The sequence below is a fragment of the Salegentibacter salinarum genome (assembly GCF_900168115.1).
GTDB classification, from domain to species: Bacteria; Bacteroidota; Bacteroidia; order Flavobacteriales; family Flavobacteriaceae; genus Salegentibacter; species Salegentibacter salinarum.
Genome location: NZ_FUZC01000008.1, coordinates 142,611 through 162,124 on the forward strand (window position 1 = coordinate 142,611; position 19,514 = coordinate 162,124).

The window sequence follows — 19,514 nt, forward strand, 5'->3', positions numbered from 1 at the left end:
TGTATTACCTGCACTTAAAAGAAGCTTTTTATAAAAATTATAAAAGGTCCTTTTAAATGAAATTTCAAAAAAGGACTTTTTTATTAAATACCTGTTTTTCAGGTTTCAATTTAAAAATTATCGATAATGCAAAGTTTTAGAACCGAAATAGAAAACCCAATTGTAGAGCAAGATATCCTTGATTTAGAAAAGAAAATCAGGTTGTTTCGTGAGGGAAAAGCAGATGAAGAGAAATTCCGAAGCCTCCGTTTAGCGCGTGGGGTTTACGGGCAACGACAGGCGGGCGTACAAATGGTTCGAATAAAACTGCCATTTGGTAAAGTAACTTCAGAACAGCTGCACAGAATAGCCGATGTTTCTGATGAATATTCCAAAGGCCGTTTGCATATCACAACGCGCCAGGATATCCAGATTCACCACGTGAGTTTAGACAGAACGCCAGAGCTTTGGGCGCAGCTGGAAAGAGATGATATTACTTTGCGTGAAGCCTGCGGAAACACGGTAAGAAACGTAACCGCTTCCCCAACCGCGGGAATTGATGTAAACGAACCTTTTGATGTTTCTCCATACGCACACGGAACTTTCCAGTTTTTCCTCCGTAACCCGATTTGCCAGGAAATGGGAAGGAAATTTAAAATTTCTTTCTCTTCTTCAGATGAAGATACTGCGCTGAGTTACATTCACGATCTTGGTTTTATCGCTAAGTTGAAAGAAGGAAAACGTGGCTTTAAAGTGATGTTGGGTGGCGGACTCGGTTCTCAACCAAGGCACGCCGATGAGCTCTATGATTTTCTTCCGGTTGAAGAAACCCTTCCTTTAATTGAAGGTGTATTGCGGGTTTTTGATCGGTACGGCGAACGTGCAAAACGATTAAAAGCAAGGATGAAATTTCTTGTAAAAGATATAGGAAAAGAAGCCTTTATGGAACTTGTAGCGGAACAAAACACGGCGCTTTCAAAAAACCATCCAAAATTTGACATTGAAAAATTTGAAGTAGCACCATCCTTACAGAATGTTGAAGTTCCTGCAGTAACAATTGAAGATCAGGAAGATTTTGAAACCTGGAAAAGTACCAATGTACTTCCGCAGAAACAGGAAGGCTTGTTTGCGGTTGGAATCCGGGTTCCCTTAGGAGATTTTTATACCGGTGGCGCAAGAAAACTTGCCGATTTGGTAAAGAAATACGCCGGAAATGAGATCAGGCTGAGTTTAAGACAGGATATATTAGTTCGTCACGTTCGGGAAGAATTTTTACCATTTTTCTATACAGAATTAAAAAAACTGGGCTATGCTGATACCGGTTACGATAAAACCGTAGATATCACGGCCTGCCCGGGAACCGACACCTGTAACCTTGGAATCGCCAGCAGTACCGGAATTGCCGATGTGCTGGAAGATGTTTTAAAAGAAGAATATCCGCAGTTTATAAACGGTAAAGATATCACTATAAAAATAAGCGGTTGTATGAACGCCTGTGGGCAGCATAATATGGCCGAGATCGGTTTCCAGGGTATGTCGGTTAAAGTTGGCAAAACCGTGGCACCGGCACTTCAGGTGTTATTGGGTGGCGGTACCCTTGGAGATGGACAGGGCCGTTTTGCCGATAAAGTGGTAAAAGTGCCCAGTAAACGTGGACCACAAGCTTTACGATTGTTGCTTAACGATTTTGAAGCAAATTCAACTTCCGAAGAAAAGTTTGCAGAATATTACGACAGGCAGGGGAAAACCTATTTCTACGATCTATTAAAAGAATTGGCCGATACTTCAAACCTAACAGAAAACGAATTTGTAGACTGGGGCCACGAAGAGCCATATATAAAAGCAGTAGGAGTTGGCGAATGTGCCGGCGTGGTTATAGACCTTATCGCTACACTTTTATTTGAAAGTGAAGAAAAGATCGACAATGCAAAAAGTGCACTGGAAAGAAAAGCCTGGGCCGATAGTATTTATCATTCCTATACATCAATTGTGAATTCCGCTAAAGCTTTGTTGCTGGCAGAAGAGGTGAAGACAAATACCCAGGCGGGGATTATTTCACAGTTTGATGAGTTGTTTGTAGATACCGGTAAGATTGAATTATCGACTTCTTTTAAAGAATTCGCTTATCAAATGAACGAGCACGAGCCTACTGAAGCTTTTGCAAATAAATATTTAGAAGACGCGCATTTGTTCTTAAAAAGAGTTGATGCATTTAGAACGAAGGAGGTACAGAATGTATAATTCACCAAAATTAAGCGTGGTTGGCGCCGGGCCTGGAGATCCGGAACTAATCACCATAAAAGCTTTAAATACTTTAAAAGATGCGAAAGTAGTGCTTTTCGATGCGCTCATAAATCGCGATCTTTTAGAATATGCGCCGCAGGCTGAACATATTTTTGTTGGAAAACGAAAAGATAAGCACCGCTACTCGCAGGATGAAATTAACGAGCTTATCGTAAGATACGCCCTGGAAAGAGGCCACGTGGTTCGCTTAAAAGGTGGCGATCCATTTATCTTCGGAAGGGGATCTGAGGAGATTAATTATGCCAAAAGCAAAGGTTTGGAAACGGCTGTGGTTTCAGGAATTACTTCCTCAATAGCAGTTCCTGCAAATGTTGGAATTCCGCTAACCCAACGGGGAACTTCAGAAAGTTTTTGGGTGATTACGGGAACAACAACGCAGAAAAAACTTTCTGAAGATGTTCGTCTGGCAGCCCAATCTACTGCAACGGTGGTGATTTTAATGGGAATGGCAAAACTTGCTGAAATCGTAAAGGTTTTTAGCCACTACGGAAAAGAAAATGTTCCGGTAGGAATTATTCAGAATGGAACTACCGCTAATGAGCAATCCGGGTTTGGAACCATTAAAAGTATAGAGAAAGTAGTTGCTGAAAAACAATTAACCGCTCCGGCAATTATCGTTATCGGGGAAGTAGTTCGCGAGAGCGGACAGCTTAAAGCGGTTTTTAAAAATGTCAAGGAATACGAATTTCGAAATTCCCCAATTTTAGACTAGTCTATGGAAGAGAGAAACGAATTATACCCAGTCTTTTTAAAGGTCAATAAACTGAATATTCTGGTCGTAGGAGGCGGACAGGTGGGTCATGAAAAACTTCATTTCCTGTTTAAATCGAGCCCCAATGCCAATGTAGAAATTGTAGCAAAATGGTTTTTGCCTGAAACAGAAGAACTGGCAAAAAAACACGGAGCCAAGTTGACCAAAGGCAGGTACAGAAGAAAATATCTTAAGAACCGGCATTTTGTAATTGCGGCTACTAACGATGCGAAATTAAATAAGCGGGTCTACAAACACGCCAAAAAGCGATATTTACTGGCCAATATAGCCGATACCCCGGAACTCTGCGATTTTTATATGGGCGGAATTGTAAATAAAGGCCACGTAAAAATAGCGATTTCCACAAATGGAAAATCGCCTACCGCGGCAAAGCGTTTACGCCAGTTTTTTGAGGAAGTAATTCCCGAAGACGTAAACCAGATGGTAGAAAACCTCAATGAATACCGAAGCACTATAAAGGGCGATTTTGAAGCCAAAGTAGAGCAAATGAATTCTATAACCGAATCTTTAAAAGTTAAAAACAAAAGTGATGATTAAAACAGATATCCTGATAATTGGGGCCGGCCCAACCGGTTTGTTTACCGTTTTTGAAGCGGGATTACTAAAGTTAAAAACCCATTTAATAGACGCACTGCCGCAACCCGGCGGGCAATGTTCTGAGATATATCCTAAAAAACCAATTTATGATATTCCGGCATTTCCTGAAATTTTAGCGGGAGATTTGGTTGGAAACCTCATGGAACAAATAAAACCATTTGAACCCGGTTTCACGTTGGGCGAACGCGCCGAAACTTTGGAAAAACTGGACGATGGTACGTTTATCGTAACCACCAATAAAGGAACTAAACACCACGCCCCGGTAGTTGCAATTGCCGGCGGATTAGGTTCTTTTGAACCCAGAAAACCCCCAATTGCCAATATTACAGATTTTGAAGATAAAGGGGTTTCTTATTTTATTAAAGATCCTGAAGTTTACCGCGATAAAAAAGTAGTGATAGCCGGTGGTGGCGATTCAGCATTAGACTGGGCCATTTACCTGGCCGATGTTGCTTCTGAAGTTGCCCTGGTACACCGTAGAGCAGAATTCCGTGGCGCATTGGACTCTGTGGAAAGGGTTTCAGAACTGGCCAAACTCGGTAAGATTGAAATGATTACCAATGCTGAGGTTGTTGGCCTTAGAGGTGAAGATCAGCTTGAGCAGGTGGTAATTAGGCATAAAGATGAAGCCCGTGGAGAGGAATTTAAAGATGTAGATGAATTTATCCCGCTTTTCGGATTGTCGCCTAAACTGGGGCCAATTGGAAGCTGGGGACTGGAAATAGAGAAAAACGCGATTAAAGTTGATAATTCTTACGATTATCAAACCAACATTCCCGGCGTTTATGCCATTGGCGATGTAAACACCTATAAAGGAAAATTGAAATTGATCCTTTCCGGGTTTCACGAAGCCGCGATTATGTGTCAAAGTGCTTACCAGCGAATTTTCCCTGATAAAAAATATGTACTTAAATATACCACCGTTGGCGGCGTAACCGGATTTGACGGTAGTAAAAAAGAAGCCAAAAAAGAAGTGGTACAGAGTATCGGCGTGTAAATTACCACTTGTCCCCAATAGGGAATTAATCAGAATAAAATAAAATTTTTTAAAGCTTATTAAGCCCCCCTCCTTTTTAAGGGGGGCGATAGGCCGGGGTGGTTCAAGCCTTCCGTTATTCCTTTGGAATGCCAGCTTTTCCTTGAAAGGGAAGGAGCTTAAAATTTAAACATCAGAGTTTTTATGGCCCATATTGGTTTAAGCGAATCCTGAGGGAGTAGGGACGCCGACTTGTCGGTTTAATTTTTTGTTTCTTGGTTTTCTAAATTACATTTCGACAAGAAGCGTTATTTGCAATAACCGAAGTTAGCTCCTGGCGGGTTATAGGTGACAAACAAAATTTATATTTACCTTTTTAATAAATTCAAAGTCATCAATCCATTCAACCTTCATATTTTCACAAACGTGTGGAATTTTTATTTTCGTTTGTTTTTTGATAAAATCTTTCTGCTCTTTGGTGACGACAATTGCTTTTTCATTCATCGCGTGTGCTATAACCCAAGGATCTGCTTTGGAATGAATCTGATTGCTTGATACTAAATACTTATGGTTTGGATTAGTAGCATATATTTCTTTTAAGCAATTAGCAACTGACCCGTCAATTTTTCTGATTGGAATATCACTTTTTTTTAACCATTCGAAAAGATCATCTTCACCTTTTTCAATTTCTTCAAAAACAACTTCTGGAATAAATATTATTCCTTTCTTTCCTAATTCGTTTAATACCTGCCAGTAAGAAGGACAAATTTCGGGTGAGTAATATTTTTGCCAAGCTTGTATAAGAATGTTGGCATCTATGCAAAAAATGGTCCTTTCGTCCTCAAACATTAAGCTAGTAGTTTTTCAAACTTTTGGAATTTATTTATTTGTGTATTTAATAGATTGCTTGCAATTGATGGTGAAATAGTTCCATTTTTGAAAGAATCCATAACAATTCTGGTGAAAAGTTTACTGTTCTTATTTAATCTTAAAAGATATGTATCTGGCCCAGAATCTTTCTTTTTTTGCCTTAACTTTCTTTCTTCTTCTTTGGCTACAAATTTCTCAAATTCTTCTTGAGCCTCATTCTTTAAAAATTGATAACTATTGTTTGAAATCAAATTTAGTTTAAGAAAACGAACCAATAATGCGAATGAGCTAACACCAAGCTCTTTTGCTTGTTTAAAAACATTTTTATTTGAACTATATACTTCTTCCCCCATTTGAACTATAAGTTCTCTAGGCATTAAAGCGTTAGCAGCAACTTGATTACAAAATAATTCAACAGGATGAAATTTAGATTTAGGTTTTTCACTATAATCTATATCTATTTCATTTGATATTCCTGACTTAGCAATCCAAATATGAGCTAATTCGTGTACTAGGGTGAATAATTGTGGAGCATCCCAGTTTTTTGTATTAATAAATATAAATGGAGCATATTTATCTGCAATTGCAAAACCTTGGATTAGATCTCGATTTAAGACCAATTTCGAATGCAGATAACTAGTTCTTGAAATAAATATTCCGGCTGACTCCGCCTTATCAATCCACTCTGAAATTGGTCTTTTTGAATAGTCGTTTGGATTTATTTTAAGTGTGTTTAAAATGTCTCTAGCAACTGTTTCTGGGTTATCATTGATAGAAAATTTACCTACGAAATCTAGTTGGTCTTCACCAGTTTCTTCAAATAATTCACTAATCCAATTTTGTTTTTCTTGAATATCACGAATTATAAAAATTGATGCTGTATCCAGTTTTTTTGAATCGTCCCTTCGATAATCTTGTAATGGTTGAAAATCTTTTGGTATCTCTGGTAAGAAAAATAATGAGAATGGTCTTCGATATCCTTTGGCAAGTAATTTTGCTTGTCTAATTGTTGGATAACCCGTTCCATTTTCCCAGGTTTCTAATCTTTCTGAAGAAACTTCAGCTTTCTTAGCACCATCTTCCAATGAGATATTGGCGGACTCCCTAGCCCACTTTAAAATCTCAGAGGTAATAAATGCTTTATCTGCCATTACTTTTACAAATGTAAAATTTTTATCTAGATAAGTTCATTTTTAGCATGCATCGAATGGTTTCGTATAAGGAAAAGTTGCGGGAGTAGGCACGCTTTTTCTCGGCTTTGCTATTTTTAACTTGGTGAGTAAAATAGCACATTTTCACCAGAATACCCGCTATTTACAGTTAACTGATGTTATAATTGGTATTCCTTTTACCAAGGTCTATTCCTTGTTACATTAATAAACCTTCCGTTTTACGAGAAACCGTAAACCCGGCATTTTCTGGAACCTTACCATCCTAACCTGGGAGCTTGAAATCTAAATTTCCAAGTGTCGATTACTATGGGAACCGTGAGGTTTTTTAGTAAGCTTTAGCTAAATTTGTTTAAAACAAGAATTATGAAGGTTAACCTTAAAAGACTTAATAAAGATTATCATTTCGAAACCGTAAATGAGCGTGGAGACATTGTTCATTTAGACAATAAAACCGATGCCGATCCAAAAGGTGCCAGCCCAATGGACCTTCTATTGCGGGCCATTGCTGGTTGCAGCAGTATTGATATTGTAATGATTCTGAAAAAGCAACACCTGGAACTGGAAGATCTTCAGGTTGAGGTTGAGGGTTTTAGAGAAGATGGTGCGGTGCCCAATGTTTTTAAGAAAATTCAGCTTAATTTTCTTTTAAAAGGAGATGTACCTGCGGCAAAAGCAAAACGCGCCGTAGATCTTTCTATGGAGAAATATTGTTCGGTTTCTAAAATGCTGGAAAAGGCAGCCGAGATCAACTATGCCATTACTTTAAACGGGGAGCTTATTAATTAGATGAATCTTTCGAAACCAGGATAGTTAGCATCTGGAAGCCATCGGTATTTTTAACTGTTATTTTCTTCATCCTCCTGCTGAGAGGTAGCGTTATTAATTCGGTTTTTGAGGTAGAAGAAGAGTGCTTAGAGTTACCGGTAGTATTGCCTTTATGCTGGGAATGCTGGAGCTTTTAGTCGGTCGTTTGTGAATCCTAAATATCTTGGGGATATGGAGATAGATGAAACCAGGGTGAAAATTGATTTAGCCAATTCCAAAAAGGAATTTTTAATTCTGAATTAAGGAAAATTGGCTTTAAATATGGTGGTTACTCCAGTTTCTGGAAGTATACTTTACACGGAAATAAAAAACATATTTATTTCACTACGCTTCCAGGTGAAAAATATAATTCTGAGATCATTCTTCAGAATAAACAAATGAAAGAAGAGCTGAAAACTTTTCTAAACCAATTAAATTCTACTTAAGCCCTTCAAATAAAGAAATTTGGTAATTCTTCATTTTAATAATATAGAAAATATGGAAATTAAAGCCTGCTTTAGGAGCAATCTTTAATTTTTAAGTATTGTTTTTTCTGTTTTCTTGAAAATATATTTCAGGAAATCCTATAAAATACATAATTCATAAAAATTACTCCCGGGCCTTGCATTTAAAAGGCTGTGCCGTATATTTGCTGGTTCAAGTTCATTGTTTATAACATCGTTATCAAGAAAGGTTGAGGGAATAGACCCGTTGAAGCCTTGGCAACCCTCCTGTAATGGGAGAAGGTGCTACATTCTACTTCGCTTTTTGCGCAGATAGATAACAAGAAAGAATTCTTTCCCGCTTCTTTTTTTGATAGTGATTTTAGATAAAATTATATGTCGAAATTAGAAGAACAACTTCAAAAAAATATACTCATTTTAGACGGTGCCATGGGCACGATGCTTCAGGAATATAAATTTTCTGAAGAAGACTTCCGTGGAAAACGTTTTGTAGATTGGCCGGTTTCCGTGCAGGGAAATAACGACCTCTTATCTATTACCCAGCCTGAAGCAATCGCAACAATACACCGCAAATATTTTGAAGCCGGTGCAGATATTGTGGAAACCAACACCTTTTCTGCAACCACTATCGCAATGGCCGATTATAAAATGGAAGAACTCGTAGACGAACTCAATTATGAGTCGGCCAGGATTGCCAAAGAAGTTGCCGTAAAAATGACAGAAGAAAATCCTGAAAAACCTCGTTTTGTAGCCGGTGCTATTGGGCCTACCAATAAAACCGCCAGTATGAGCCCGGATGTGAACGATCCCGGTTTCAGGGCAATTTCTTTTGAAGAATTACGGGTAGCTTATAAACAACAGGCCAAGGCTTTGATCAAGGGTGGAGTAGATATACTTTTGGTAGAAACCGTTTTTGATACTTTAAACGCTAAAGCCGCACTTTTTGCTTTGGAGGAACTTAAGGAAGAATTGCAGTTAGATATTCCCATAATGGTAAGCGGGACAATTACCGATGCTTCGGGCAGAACCTTATCGGGTCAAACTGCTGAAGCTTTTCTTATTTCAGTATCTCATATTCCATTGATTAGCGTTGGTTTTAACTGCGCGCTGGGCGCTAAACAACTAACACCGCACCTCGAGGTTTTAAACCGTTTTGCGAGTTGTGGGGTTTCGGCTTATCCCAACGCGGGCTTGCCAAATGCCTTTGGGGAATACGACCAGGATGCTGAAGAAATGGCAAGACAGATCAGGGAATATTTAGAAAAAGGACTGGTAAATATTCTCGGTGGTTGCTGCGGTACCACCCCGGAACATATTAAAGCTATTGCTGAAATTGCCAAAGATTATAATCCACGAAAAATAGAGAAACCTGAATTTTCCACCGCTTTATGATAGAAACAGTGAAAAAAGAAAATAAACAGGAAGAAATTTCTTCGGAAAAACAACAGCAAGAGGTGAGACCTTTAAAATTATCGGGCCTTGAACCTTTAATAATAACGCCCGACAGCAATTTTGTTAATGTTGGCGAAAGAACCAATGTGGCGGGTTCTAAAAAATTCCTGCGCTTAATTAAAGAAGAGAATTTTGAAGAAGCCCTGGAAGTAGCCAGGGACCAGGTAGACGGTGGGGCACAGATCATCGACATCAATATGGACGATGGTCTTATTGAAGGGAAAGAAGCGATGGTAAAATTCCTTAACCTTATTGTAGCCGAACCAGATATTGCCCGTGTGCCTATTATGATAGACAGTTCAAAATGGGAAATTATTGAAGCCGGTTTGCAGGTGGTACAGGGAAAATGCGTGGTGAATTCTATAAGCCTGAAAGAAGGTGAAGCAGAATTTATAGATCACGCTAAGAAAATAAAACGCTACGGGGCGGCGGTAATTGTAATGGCTTTTGATGAAGTTGGGCAGGCCGATAATTATGACCGCCGAATTGAAATAGCAAAACGTTCTTATGACATCCTTGTCAATAAAGTTAACTTCCCACCGGAGGACATCATATTTGACCTGAATATTTTTCCAGTTGGAACCGGGATGGACGAACATAAACGCAATGCCATAGATTTTATTGAAGCTACGCGTTGGGTAAGAGAAAACCTTCCACACTGTAGTATTAGTGGTGGGGTAAGTAATGTATCGTTTTCCTTCCGCGGAAATAACCCGGTCCGGGAAGCGATGCATTCGGTCTTTTTATATTATGCGATCAAGGCCGGAATGAATATCGGGATAGTAAATCCCGCGCTGCTTGAAGTTTATGACAATATCCCGAAAGATCTTTTAGAACACGTAGAAGACGTTATCCTGGACAGAAGGGAAGATGCCACCGAGCGACTTTTGGAATTTGCCGAAACCGTGGTAGGTTCAAAACGAGAAAGCAAGGTAGATCTCTCCTGGAGGGAAAAGCCCTTACAGGATAGGGTTACCCACGCACTTGTAAAAGGTATTGATGCTTATATTTTAGAGGACATAGAACAAGCCCGCCAGGAAGCCGAGCAACCTATCGAGGTAATAGAGGGCCATTTGATGATTGGCATGAACGTGGTTGGAGATCTTTTTGGAAGCGGAAAAATGTTCCTGCCACAGGTAGTGAAATCGGCACGGGTGATGAAGAAAGCAGTAGCTTATCTTCTACCTTATATTGAAGCAGCAAAAAAAGCTCCTCAACCACCAAAAGGGGAGGATTATTGGAAAAAGGCAGAGCCTGAACTCTTTGCCTCCATGAAGGAATTTGCCGAAAAACAACGATATAATAAGGAGACCAAAGCTGAAAATGTGCTATGGGAATCTTTAAAAGACAAACAACTCGAAGATTTTAAATTTAGAAAACAGCATATTATTGGAGACTATATAGCCGATTTTGTGTGTCTCAATAAGAAACTTATCATTGAGATAGAGGGATTGAGCCATCAATTGCCTGAAAATAAAAAAGGCAACGAAGAGAGAACAACCTGGCTAAGAGATAACGAATTTAGGATTCTTAGGTTTACTAATGGAGATGTACTTACCAATTTTGATCACGTGCTGGATAAAATCTTACGTACGCTTAAAAAAGCTCCGGCATCGGGGTCAGGCGGGGCTGGAAAAGTCCTTATGGCCACTGTAAAAGGAGATGTGCATGATATTGGAAAAAATATTGTAGGCGTAGTCCTGAGTTGTAATAATTATGAAATTATAGACCTTGGGGTAATGGTGCCCCCGGAAAAAATAATAGAAACCGCTAAAGCTGAAGGTGTAGATGCCATTGGACTAAGCGGTTTAATCACGCCTTCTTTAGACGAAATGGTATTTTTGGCAAAAGAAATGCAACGGCAAAATTTTGATGTGCCTTTGCTAATTGGTGGCGCTACAACTTCAAAAGCGCACACTGCTGTAAAAATAGATCCACAGTACAAAAATGCGGTTGCCCACGTAAATGATGCTTCCCGTGCTGTTACTGTAATTGGAGACCTTTTAAAGGAAAATACGCGTCAGAAATATATGAGTGATCTTAAAGCTGAGTACGATAAATTCAGGCTTAATTTTAAGAAAAGAAGTAAGGTGAAATCCTTTTTACCTATAGATGAAGCCCGGAAAAATAAGTATAAAATTGACTGGAAGAGCACTAATATCACGAAACCAAATAAACCGGGAATTCAGCAGATTGATGATTTTGATTTAAGAGAACTTGAGCCTTTTATAGACTGGAGCCCGTTTTTTAGAAGCTGGGATTTACACGGAAGATATCCCGATATTTTAGAGGATAAAGTGGTTGGCGAACAGGCAACTTCATTATTTGAGGATGCCAAAGTTTTGCTGAAAAGAATCCTTGACGAGAAATTACTAAAAGCAAAAGCGGTTTACGGGTTGTTTCCTGCGAATACGGTTAATGATGATGATATTGAAGTTGCTTATGAAGAAGATTCAGAAGAAAAAACTATCCTTTTCAGAACGCTTCGGCAGCAATTAAAAAAACACGGAGGAAAACCAAACTTTGCACTTTCTGACTTTATTGCGCCAAAAGAAACCGGAATCCAGGATTATATAGGTTGTTTTTGCGTCACTACAGGATTTGGTACCGCAGAACTCGCGAAAAAATTTGAGGAAGATTTCGACGATTATAATTCGATTATGATAAAAGCCCTGGCCGATAGGCTTGCGGAAGCTTTTGCCGAATATTTACATAAGAAAATAAGGCGGGAAGACTGGGGATATGCGCCTGAAGAGAATTTAAGCAACGAAGAATTAATAAAAGAAACCTATAAGGGAATTCGGCCGGCACCGGGTTACCCCGCCTGTCCTGATCATTTAGAGAAACTAAGTATTTGGGAAGTTTTAAAGGTAAAAGAGCGAATTGGTGTAGAACTTACCGAAAGTTTGGCAATGTGGCCGGCTGCCAGTGTAAGCGGTTATTATTTTGCCAATCCCGAAGCACGTTATTTCGGCCTGGGAAAAATAAAAGACGACCAGGTGAGGGACTTTGCCGAGAGAAAAGGAATTCCGTTGAAAAAGGCCGAAAAATGGCTAAACCCGAATATCGTAGACTAAAACGCAATAAATAGTATAAGGTAGATTGTAAAAATATAGCATGCAATTACAATATACAATCGACAGTTTACAATAAAATTAAATGAAAGTAACAGAACATATAAACCGAGCAAAAGGAGAAACCTTGTTTTCTTTTGAAATTGTTCCGCCGCAAAAAGGAAGAAATATACAGGATCTCTATAATAATATTGATCCGTTAATGGAGTTTAATCCGCCATTTATAGATGTGACGACCTCCCGGGAAGAACACGTTTACATTAAAAAAGAGGATGGCTTACTGGAAAGGAAGATTACCCGCATGCGCCCGGGGACGGTTGGTATTTGTGCTGCCATAAAGCAAAAATATAATGTAGATACTATTCCACACGTACTTTGTGGAGGGTTTACCCGGGAGGAAACCGAGTATTTACTGGTAGATTGTCATTATCTGGGGATAGAAAATGTAATGGCCTTGCGGGGAGATGCTATGAAACACCAACGCTATTTTGAACCTACAAATGGTGGAAACTGTTTTGCCAGTGAACTCGTAACTCAAATTAAAGATTTGGGAGCAGGGAAATATTTAAACGAAGTTATTGAATCTGATAATAACGCAGATTTTTGTATTGGAGTAGCCGGTTATCCCGAAAAACACCTGGAGTCACCGTCTTTACAAACCGACCTAAAAAGACTAAAGGAAAAAATTGATGCCGGCGCCGATTATGTGGTTACCCAAATGTTTTTTAATAACCAGGCCTATTTCGATTTTGTAGAACAGGCAAGGGAAGCGGGAATCACCGTTCCTATAATTCCGGGTATAAAACCTATAGCCGTTAAAAGACATTTGCAATTATTACCACAGGTTTTTAGTATAGATATGCCTGAAGAATTAATTAAAGATGTAGAAGCCTGTAAAAGTAATGTAGAAGTAAGGAAAGTTGGTATTGAATGGGCTATAGCACAATCTAAGGAGTTGAAAGCTGCCGGGGTTCCTGTTTTACATTATTACTCTATGGGAAAAAGTACCAATATTCAGAAAATTGCCGAGGCGGTTTTTTAAAATATTAGGCTACATTTGCGGGTAATGAAGAAAATTACCGCCCTTATTTTTCTTTTTATCTTAGGTAGTATTTCGGCCCAGGATTCCGGGAAGAATTATTATTCTTTTGATGCGAATTATTTCTACGGAACCATTGCCGAACACAATCCCGACATCGCCCATTTAATTACCGGACACCCAACGGGTTTAATTTTGGGATTTAATAAAAAAAGTTTCGGATTTGAAGATTGGGAAAAACGCTATAATTATCCCGATGTAGGTGTTTCTTTTACCTATCAGGATATGAAAAATCCGAGTTTAGGCGAAAATTACGGACTCTACGCACATATGAATTTCTACCTGTTTAAAAGAAATTTGATGTTTAGAATAGGGCAGGGGCTGGCTTATGCTTCCAAGCCTTACCATCCGGATGATAATTATAAAAATAATGCTTACGGTTCGCGTTTGCTGAGTTCTACTTACCTGATGGCGAATTATAAAAAAGAAAACATTTTTGAAGGTTTGGGAGTGCAGGCCGGACTTTCGTTAATCCATTATTCCAACGCCGATTTTAAATCGCCCAATGCCAGCACGAATACCATTACTTTTAACCTGGGAGTAAATTACACACTGGATCATCAAAACCTACCCAATTATATTCCAAAAGGATCAAAAGAAAAATATACTGAGCCGATTCATCATAATTTTGCTTTGCGAAGCGGCGTAAATACTATGGGAATTATCGGTTCTAAGCAATACCCGTTTTTAACTTTTTCGGCTTTTGCCGATAAGGTTTTGAATCATAAAAGCACCCTGCAGGCCGGAACCGAAGTTTTCTTCTCCAAAGCTATGCAAGAACGTATTTATTATCAGTCGGTAGCTTTTCCTTCAGGAGATACCTCGGGAGATGAAGATTCTAAACGGGTTGGCGTTTTTGTTGGTCACCAGTTAAATTTCAATAAACTATCGGTGATTACGCATTTGGGATACTACGTGTATTATCCTTACGAACATTTTGTAGACCAATTATATAATCGGATTGGTTTACAAAGAAAGATTACAGAAAATCTGTGGGTTTCACTTACGGTGCGCTCACATTATGCCAATGCGGAAGCTGTAGAACTTTCAATAGGGTATCGATTATGAAAAAAGTAATTTTAAGCATAGCGGTATTGATTTTTATTTCTTTAGGCTGTGATTCTGAAGAAGCACCCACCTGCATACAAACTTCCGGTGAGATTATTTCTGAAGAATTTACTGTGGATTCCTTTGAAGAAATTATGGTCTACGAACGTGTTAAGCTCTTTGTTGAGCAGGGCGATGAATATAAGGTAAAGATTGAAACCGGGGAGAACCTTAAAGAAAATGTATATGCTGAAGTTGTAAATAACCGACTTGAACTGAGAAATGAAAATTCCTGCAATCTTTTTCGGGATTATGAGATCACTAAAATCTATGTGACCACGCCTACCTTAAACTGGTTGCAAAACAGCAGCGGAAGTGCCATAGAAAGTATAGGAACGCTAAACTTTCCCGAACTTTGGTTGCGCTCATTCAACCAGGAGCGCGACCCCGATATTCACACCAACGGCGATTTTATTCTTGACCTGGAGGTTGAAAACCTAAGAATTACCAACGATAATATTTCCAATTATTTCCTCACGGGAAATGCCGAAAACGTAAACCTGTTTTTTGCGAACGGCGATGGAAGGCTGGAAGCCGGGGAGTTTTTAGTGCAACATTATGATATTTTGCATCGTGGAACCAATAAGTTAATCATTAATCCTCAGCAATCCTTAAAAGGAGATATTTTTGGGTTTGGAGATATTATTTCAAAAAACCGCCCAACCGATGTAGACATAGAAGAACACTACACCGGAAGACTTATTTTTGAGTAAGTTCTGCAAATAAACTTTCCAGATTCTTTGTTTTTTGATTTAACTGAAGTGTCTTTAATCCGTTATCGTGGGCAAAATCGAATACTGCCGGGCGCATATCTTTCTTGGTATCAAAAGTGAGCTCGTAGGCAAATCCGCCAACATTTTTAGCTGAAAGAAGATGGGGTATTTTTTGAAGTGCAATTTGCTCAACCCTGTAATCGAATTCCACTAAGATTACCTGCTCATTTTCTTCGCGTAAATCTTTCAGGTTTTTGTCGGCAACAACTTTGCCTTTGTTGATAATAATCACCCGGTCGCAAATAGCTTCTACTTCCTGCATTATATGCGTGGAAAGAAAAATAGTTTTACCCGATTTTTCCTTTCCGATATTCTTAATAAGATTTCTTATTTCTACCAATTGATTTGGATCCAGTCCCGTGGTAGGTTCATCTAAGATCAAAACTTCCGGGTCGTGGAGCAGGGCGGTGGCCAGCCCCACACGTTGGCGGTAACCTTTGGAGAGTTGTTCAATCTTTTTATTGGCTTCAGGTTTTAGACCGGTGAGTGCTATAACTTCCTCAATTCGGGATTTATCGGTTTTATAAACTTTGGCGTTGAATTCTAAATATTCACGCACATACATTTCAGTGTACAATGGGTTGTGCTCGGGCAAATATCCAATTTGCTGCTGAATTTTATGTAAATCTTCTTCAAGTGAAATTCCGTTTACTTCAGCTTTTCCTTCAGAAGCAGCTAAATAACCGGTAAGGATTTTCATTAAAGTAGATTTTCCGGCGCCGTTTGGCCCAAGGAATCCTACTATTTCCCCTTTGTTCAATTTAAAAGAAACGGAATCCAGCGCTTTTTGTTCACCGTAAAATTTTGAAATTCCTTCAACATGAATAGACATAGCAAGCATTTTTTCAAAAGTAAGAATTTTTACCTCGCTGTAAAGCGTCGAAAATGAAGGATATAAAGTTTTAAAAAAAAATTACATTAGAGATTTCGGAATTACCAGCTGATTATTTTAGGAGGTTTTATAAATCTTTCGATGATTCTGGATAAAAAAAGCCAAGTCTGTAAAAAGCTTGTAAAAGCCTAAAAAAATCTAAAAAATGGTTTTTCATTAAGGAATTATATTCTACTTTAGCCCCGTAACAACGAAACAATGAATCACTTAATTAGCTGGAACGCATTCTATTTTTTTTATTTCTATTTCAGAGATAGGAACGGGAATGCTATGTAATTAAGTAAGAAATTATATAAAAAAGTCCCGATAAACATCGGGACTTTTTTTTTACTCGATAATCGAGGTTTATTATAAAAATTAATGGATAAAATTATTGCAATTCAGGGAGTGCAAGGCTCATTTCACCATTTGGTGGCACAGGAATATTACCACAAGGAGGTTGAGGTTTTAGAATGTATGTCTTTTGCCGAGCTAACAAAAAGCCTTCTAAAGGGTGAAGCCAATGAAGGCGTGATGGCTATAGAAAATTCTATTGCAGGATCTATTTTACCAAATTATGCGCTTATAGACGAAAATAATCTAAAAGTGGTTGGCGAACATTACATCCCAATAGATATGAATTTTATGGCAATGCCGGGGCAAAAAATAGAGAATATCAAAAAGGTCTATTCGCACCCAATGGCCTTGTTACAGTGTAAAGAATTCTTTAAAAAGCATCCGCATATCAAATTGATCGAAGATACCGATACCGCTGAGGTTGCCAGGAGAATTTCAGAAAAAGGAAGCACAAAAGTAGCAGCCGTAGCCAGTAAAGCAGCAGCGCAGCTATTCGGACTTGAAATTTTAGCAGAAAGTATTCATACCAAGAAAAGCAATGCAACGCGTTTTTTGATTATCAGCACTAAAAAGAAGGAGCCCAATGGCGATAAAATAGACAAAGCTTCTTTGAAATTTGAACTGGAAAGCAAACGCGGGAGCCTGGTATCGGTATTGAATATTTTAAGGGATTTTAACCTGGATATGACTAAAATTCAAAGTATGCCCATTATAGAATTCCCGTGGAAATATTCATTTTTTATCGATGTGGTCTTTGAAGATTACCCCGAATTTCAAAAAGCCATGGATATTCTGGAAGTAATGACCGAGCGATTAACAATTTTAGGAACCTACAAAAACAGTTTGTAATGATAGAGCAGGCCAAAAGGTTAAGCAACGTAAAAGAGTACTATTTCTCTACAAAATTGAAGGAAGTGCGTGCTATGGCAGCTGCCGGAAAGGATATTATTAACCTTGGCATTGGCAGCCCCGATTTGGCACCACCGCAGCAGGTGATTTCGGCTTTAAACGAAGCTTTGGTAAATCCCGGTGCGCATCAATATCAGCCATATAAAGGCACCGCCGATTTTAGAAATGCGATTGCTGAATTTTATCTAAATCACTACCAGGTAAACCTTAATGCCGAAACTGAAATTCTACCGCTTATGGGTAGCAAAGAAGGAATTACGCATATTTCTATGGCTTTTTTGAATGAAGGCGATGAGGTGCTTATTCCAAATCCCGGTTATCCAACCTATTCTTCGGTTACCGAACTTGTAGGAGCAAAAGCGGTTTTTTACGATTTAAATGCTGAAGGAAACTGGCTTCCGAATTTAGAAGAACTGGCTAAAAAAGATTTGAGTAAGGTGAAGTTAATGTGGGTCAATTATCCGCATATGCCCACGGGAGCTTCAGCAAATGATAAACTTTTCGAAGAAGTGGTAGCTTTTGCGAAAACACATAAAATTTTAATCGTGAACGATAATCCGTACAGTTTTATTCTAAACAATAATCCCAAAAGTATTTTAAAAGCTGAAGGGGCAAAAGACGTGGTTTTAGAACTGAATTCTTTAAGCAAAAGCTTTAATATGGCAGGCTGGCGAATAGGAATGCTTTGCGGAAGCGAAAAAAATCTAAACACGGTTTTAAAAGTAAAAACTAATATGGATAGCGGGATGTTCTATCCTCTTCAGGCAGGAGCAGCTGCAGCTTTACGATTAAATGGCGAATGGTTTTCTGCTCAAAATGAAATTTATCAAAGCCGAAAAGAAAAAATCCTGGAACTTGCTGCAGCTTTACAGTGCGAACCGGAAAAAGAACAAACCGGAATGTTTGTTTGGGCCAAGGTTCCAAAGGGAACAGACGCAGAAGCTTTTGTAGAATTTTTACTGAATAAATACCACATTTTTACAGCCCCGGGTTTCATTTTTGGAAGTAACGGCGAAGGCTATATTCGGTTTTCACTTTGCGCAAGCGAAGAGAATATTAACAGGGCTATAAAAAGAGTTACCTCATGAAAGTTCAAATAATAGGAATCGGACTTATAGGCGGCTCGTTTGCGCTGGATATTAAATCGGCTTTTCCCGATGCGGAAATCTACGGAAGCGATGCCGATGAAAAGAATTTAAAGAAGGCAAAGGAACTCGGGATTATAGATGACTTGGCTCATATTGAAGATGTTCAGCACGCTGATGTTGTTTTGGTGGCAGTTCCCGTAGATGTTGCAAATAAAGTGGTGACAGAAGTTTTAGACCTGGTGAACGAGAATACGCTGGTTTTTGATACGGGTTCTACAAAATCGGGACTTTGTAAAGAAATCGCGAATCATCAAAACCGACGGAATTTTTTAGCTGCACATCCTATTGCAGGAACTGAATTTTCTGGTCCCGAAGCTGCGATTTCTAATTTGTACAGGAATAAAACCAATATTATCTGTGAAGTAGAAAAGACTGCTTTTAAACTTCAGGAACGAGCCCTGGATATTTTCCAGAAACTGGGAATGCGCATCAGGTATATGGACCCGGTTTCGCACGACAGGCATATTGCTTATGTTTCGCATTTATCCCATATAAGTTCGTTTATGCTGGGAAAAACGGTTTTAGAAAAAGAACGAAATGAACGCGATATTTTCGATTTAGCAGGTAGTGGATTTGCTTCTACAGTAAGGCTTGCTAAAAGTTCACCGGCAATGTGGTCGCCCATTTTTCAGGAGAATAAAGAAAACGTGCTGGAAACTTTAAAAGAATACATTAATAACCTCACGCATTTCAAAGATCTTATTGAAAAAGACGATTTTCAGGAGGTATATAACGAAATGCAACGCACCAATCATATCAAATCAATTTTAAACGGAATAAATTAAA

Annotated in this window: 16 protein-coding genes and 1 riboswitch; of the genes, 13 read left to right on the plus strand and 3 right to left on the minus strand. The window is 38.8% G+C overall.

The window, feature by feature from the left end; genetic code table 11:
* Positions 1-126: 126 nt before the first annotated feature.
* Genes B5X53_RS11390 through B5X53_RS11405 form a run of 4 tightly spaced genes read left to right on the plus strand, consistent with a single transcriptional unit; the run spans position 127 to position 4,649 of the window.
* Positions 127-2,220: a HEPN domain-containing protein gene (locus B5X53_RS11390; protein ID WP_079713349.1), complete on the plus strand. Its 2,094-nt coding sequence runs from the start codon at positions 127-129 to the stop codon at positions 2,218-2,220.
* Complete coding sequence (gene cobA / locus B5X53_RS11395; RefSeq protein ID WP_079713350.1) at positions 2,213-2,995, plus strand: uroporphyrinogen-III C-methyltransferase; 783 nt, start codon at positions 2,213-2,215, stop codon at positions 2,993-2,995. The genes B5X53_RS11390 and cobA overlap by 8 nt, the downstream gene beginning before the upstream one ends.
* A 3-nt stretch (positions 2,996-2,998) precedes the next feature.
* Complete coding sequence (locus B5X53_RS11400) at positions 2,999-3,592, plus strand: precorrin-2 dehydrogenase/sirohydrochlorin ferrochelatase family protein (RefSeq protein ID WP_079713351.1); 594 nt, start codon at positions 2,999-3,001, stop codon at positions 3,590-3,592.
* Complete coding sequence (locus B5X53_RS11405) at positions 3,585-4,649, plus strand: NAD(P)/FAD-dependent oxidoreductase (protein WP_079713352.1); 1,065 nt, start codon at positions 3,585-3,587, stop codon at positions 4,647-4,649. The genes B5X53_RS11400 and B5X53_RS11405 overlap by 8 nt, the downstream gene beginning before the upstream one ends.
* A 321-nt stretch (positions 4,650-4,970) precedes the next feature.
* Here B5X53_RS11405 and B5X53_RS11410 read toward each other — a convergent pair whose 3' ends face one another.
* Both B5X53_RS11410 and B5X53_RS11415 read right to left on the minus strand, forming a co-directional pair.
* Positions 4,971-5,477: a DUF4411 family protein gene (locus B5X53_RS11410; protein WP_079713353.1), complete on the minus strand. Its 507-nt coding sequence runs from the start codon at positions 5,475-5,477 to the stop codon at positions 4,971-4,973.
* On the minus strand, positions 5,477-6,649 hold the full coding sequence (locus B5X53_RS11415; protein ID WP_079713354.1) for an XRE family transcriptional regulator: 1,173 nt from the start codon (positions 6,647-6,649) through the stop codon (positions 5,477-5,479). Before B5X53_RS11415 ends, B5X53_RS11410 begins: the two co-directional genes overlap by 1 nt.
* Positions 6,650-7,033: 384 nt before the next feature.
* Here B5X53_RS11415 and B5X53_RS11420 point away from each other — a divergent pair, with 384 nt between their 5' ends.
* From B5X53_RS11420 to B5X53_RS11445, 6 genes are all read left to right on the plus strand, one after another.
* On the plus strand, positions 7,034-7,456 hold the full coding sequence (locus tag B5X53_RS11420; protein WP_079713355.1) for an OsmC family protein: 423 nt from the start codon (positions 7,034-7,036) through the stop codon (positions 7,454-7,456).
* A gap of 696 nt (positions 7,457-8,152) precedes the next feature.
* Positions 8,153-8,261, plus strand: a riboswitch (SAM riboswitch).
* Between the two features lie 52 nt (positions 8,262-8,313).
* The gene (locus tag B5X53_RS11425; RefSeq protein ID WP_079713356.1) at positions 8,314-9,330 is read left to right on the plus strand and encodes a homocysteine S-methyltransferase family protein; all 1,017 of its coding nucleotides are present in this window, start codon (positions 8,314-8,316) and stop codon (positions 9,328-9,330) included.
* Complete coding sequence (locus B5X53_RS11430) at positions 9,327-12,467, plus strand: vitamin B12 dependent-methionine synthase activation domain-containing protein (RefSeq protein WP_079713357.1); 3,141 nt, start codon at positions 9,327-9,329, stop codon at positions 12,465-12,467. The genes B5X53_RS11425 and B5X53_RS11430 overlap by 4 nt, the downstream gene beginning before the upstream one ends.
* Positions 12,468-12,549: 82 nt before the next feature.
* Entirely contained in the window at positions 12,550-13,506 is a 957-nt protein-coding gene (gene metF / locus B5X53_RS11435) for a methylenetetrahydrofolate reductase [NAD(P)H] (protein ID WP_079713358.1), read from the plus strand.
* A 24-nt stretch (positions 13,507-13,530) separates the two neighbouring features.
* Positions 13,531-14,631, plus strand: a complete 1,101-nt coding sequence (locus B5X53_RS11440; RefSeq protein WP_079713359.1) for an acyloxyacyl hydrolase — start codon at positions 13,531-13,533, stop codon at positions 14,629-14,631.
* Positions 14,628-15,383 (plus strand): head GIN domain-containing protein, encoded by a 756-nt coding sequence (locus B5X53_RS11445; RefSeq protein WP_079713360.1) that lies wholly within the window; start codon positions 14,628-14,630, stop codon positions 15,381-15,383. Before B5X53_RS11440 ends, B5X53_RS11445 begins: the two co-directional genes overlap by 4 nt.
* On the opposite strand, the gene gldA is transcribed toward B5X53_RS11445, so the two are convergent.
* The gene (gene gldA / locus B5X53_RS11450; protein WP_079713408.1) at positions 15,370-16,275 is read right to left on the minus strand and encodes a gliding motility-associated ABC transporter ATP-binding subunit GldA; all 906 of its coding nucleotides are present in this window, start codon (positions 16,273-16,275) and stop codon (positions 15,370-15,372) included. The two genes, B5X53_RS11445 and gldA, sit on opposite strands and share 14 nt — an antisense overlap.
* Before the next feature lie 420 nt (positions 16,276-16,695).
* Between gldA and B5X53_RS11455 the strand changes: the two genes are divergently transcribed.
* The 3 genes from B5X53_RS11455 to B5X53_RS11465 are packed head-to-tail and all read left to right on the plus strand — an operon-like array spanning position 16,696 to position 19,513.
* Positions 16,696-17,520, plus strand: a complete 825-nt coding sequence (locus B5X53_RS11455) for a prephenate dehydratase (RefSeq protein WP_079713361.1) — start codon at positions 16,696-16,698, stop codon at positions 17,518-17,520.
* Complete coding sequence (locus B5X53_RS11460) at positions 17,520-18,668, plus strand: pyridoxal phosphate-dependent aminotransferase (RefSeq protein WP_079713362.1); 1,149 nt, start codon at positions 17,520-17,522, stop codon at positions 18,666-18,668. Before B5X53_RS11455 ends, B5X53_RS11460 begins: the two co-directional genes overlap by 1 nt.
* On the plus strand, positions 18,665-19,513 hold the full coding sequence (locus B5X53_RS11465; protein ID WP_079713363.1) for a prephenate dehydrogenase: 849 nt from the start codon (positions 18,665-18,667) through the stop codon (positions 19,511-19,513). The genes B5X53_RS11460 and B5X53_RS11465 overlap by 4 nt, the downstream gene beginning before the upstream one ends.
* The last annotated feature ends 1 nt before the right edge of the window (position 19,514 follow it).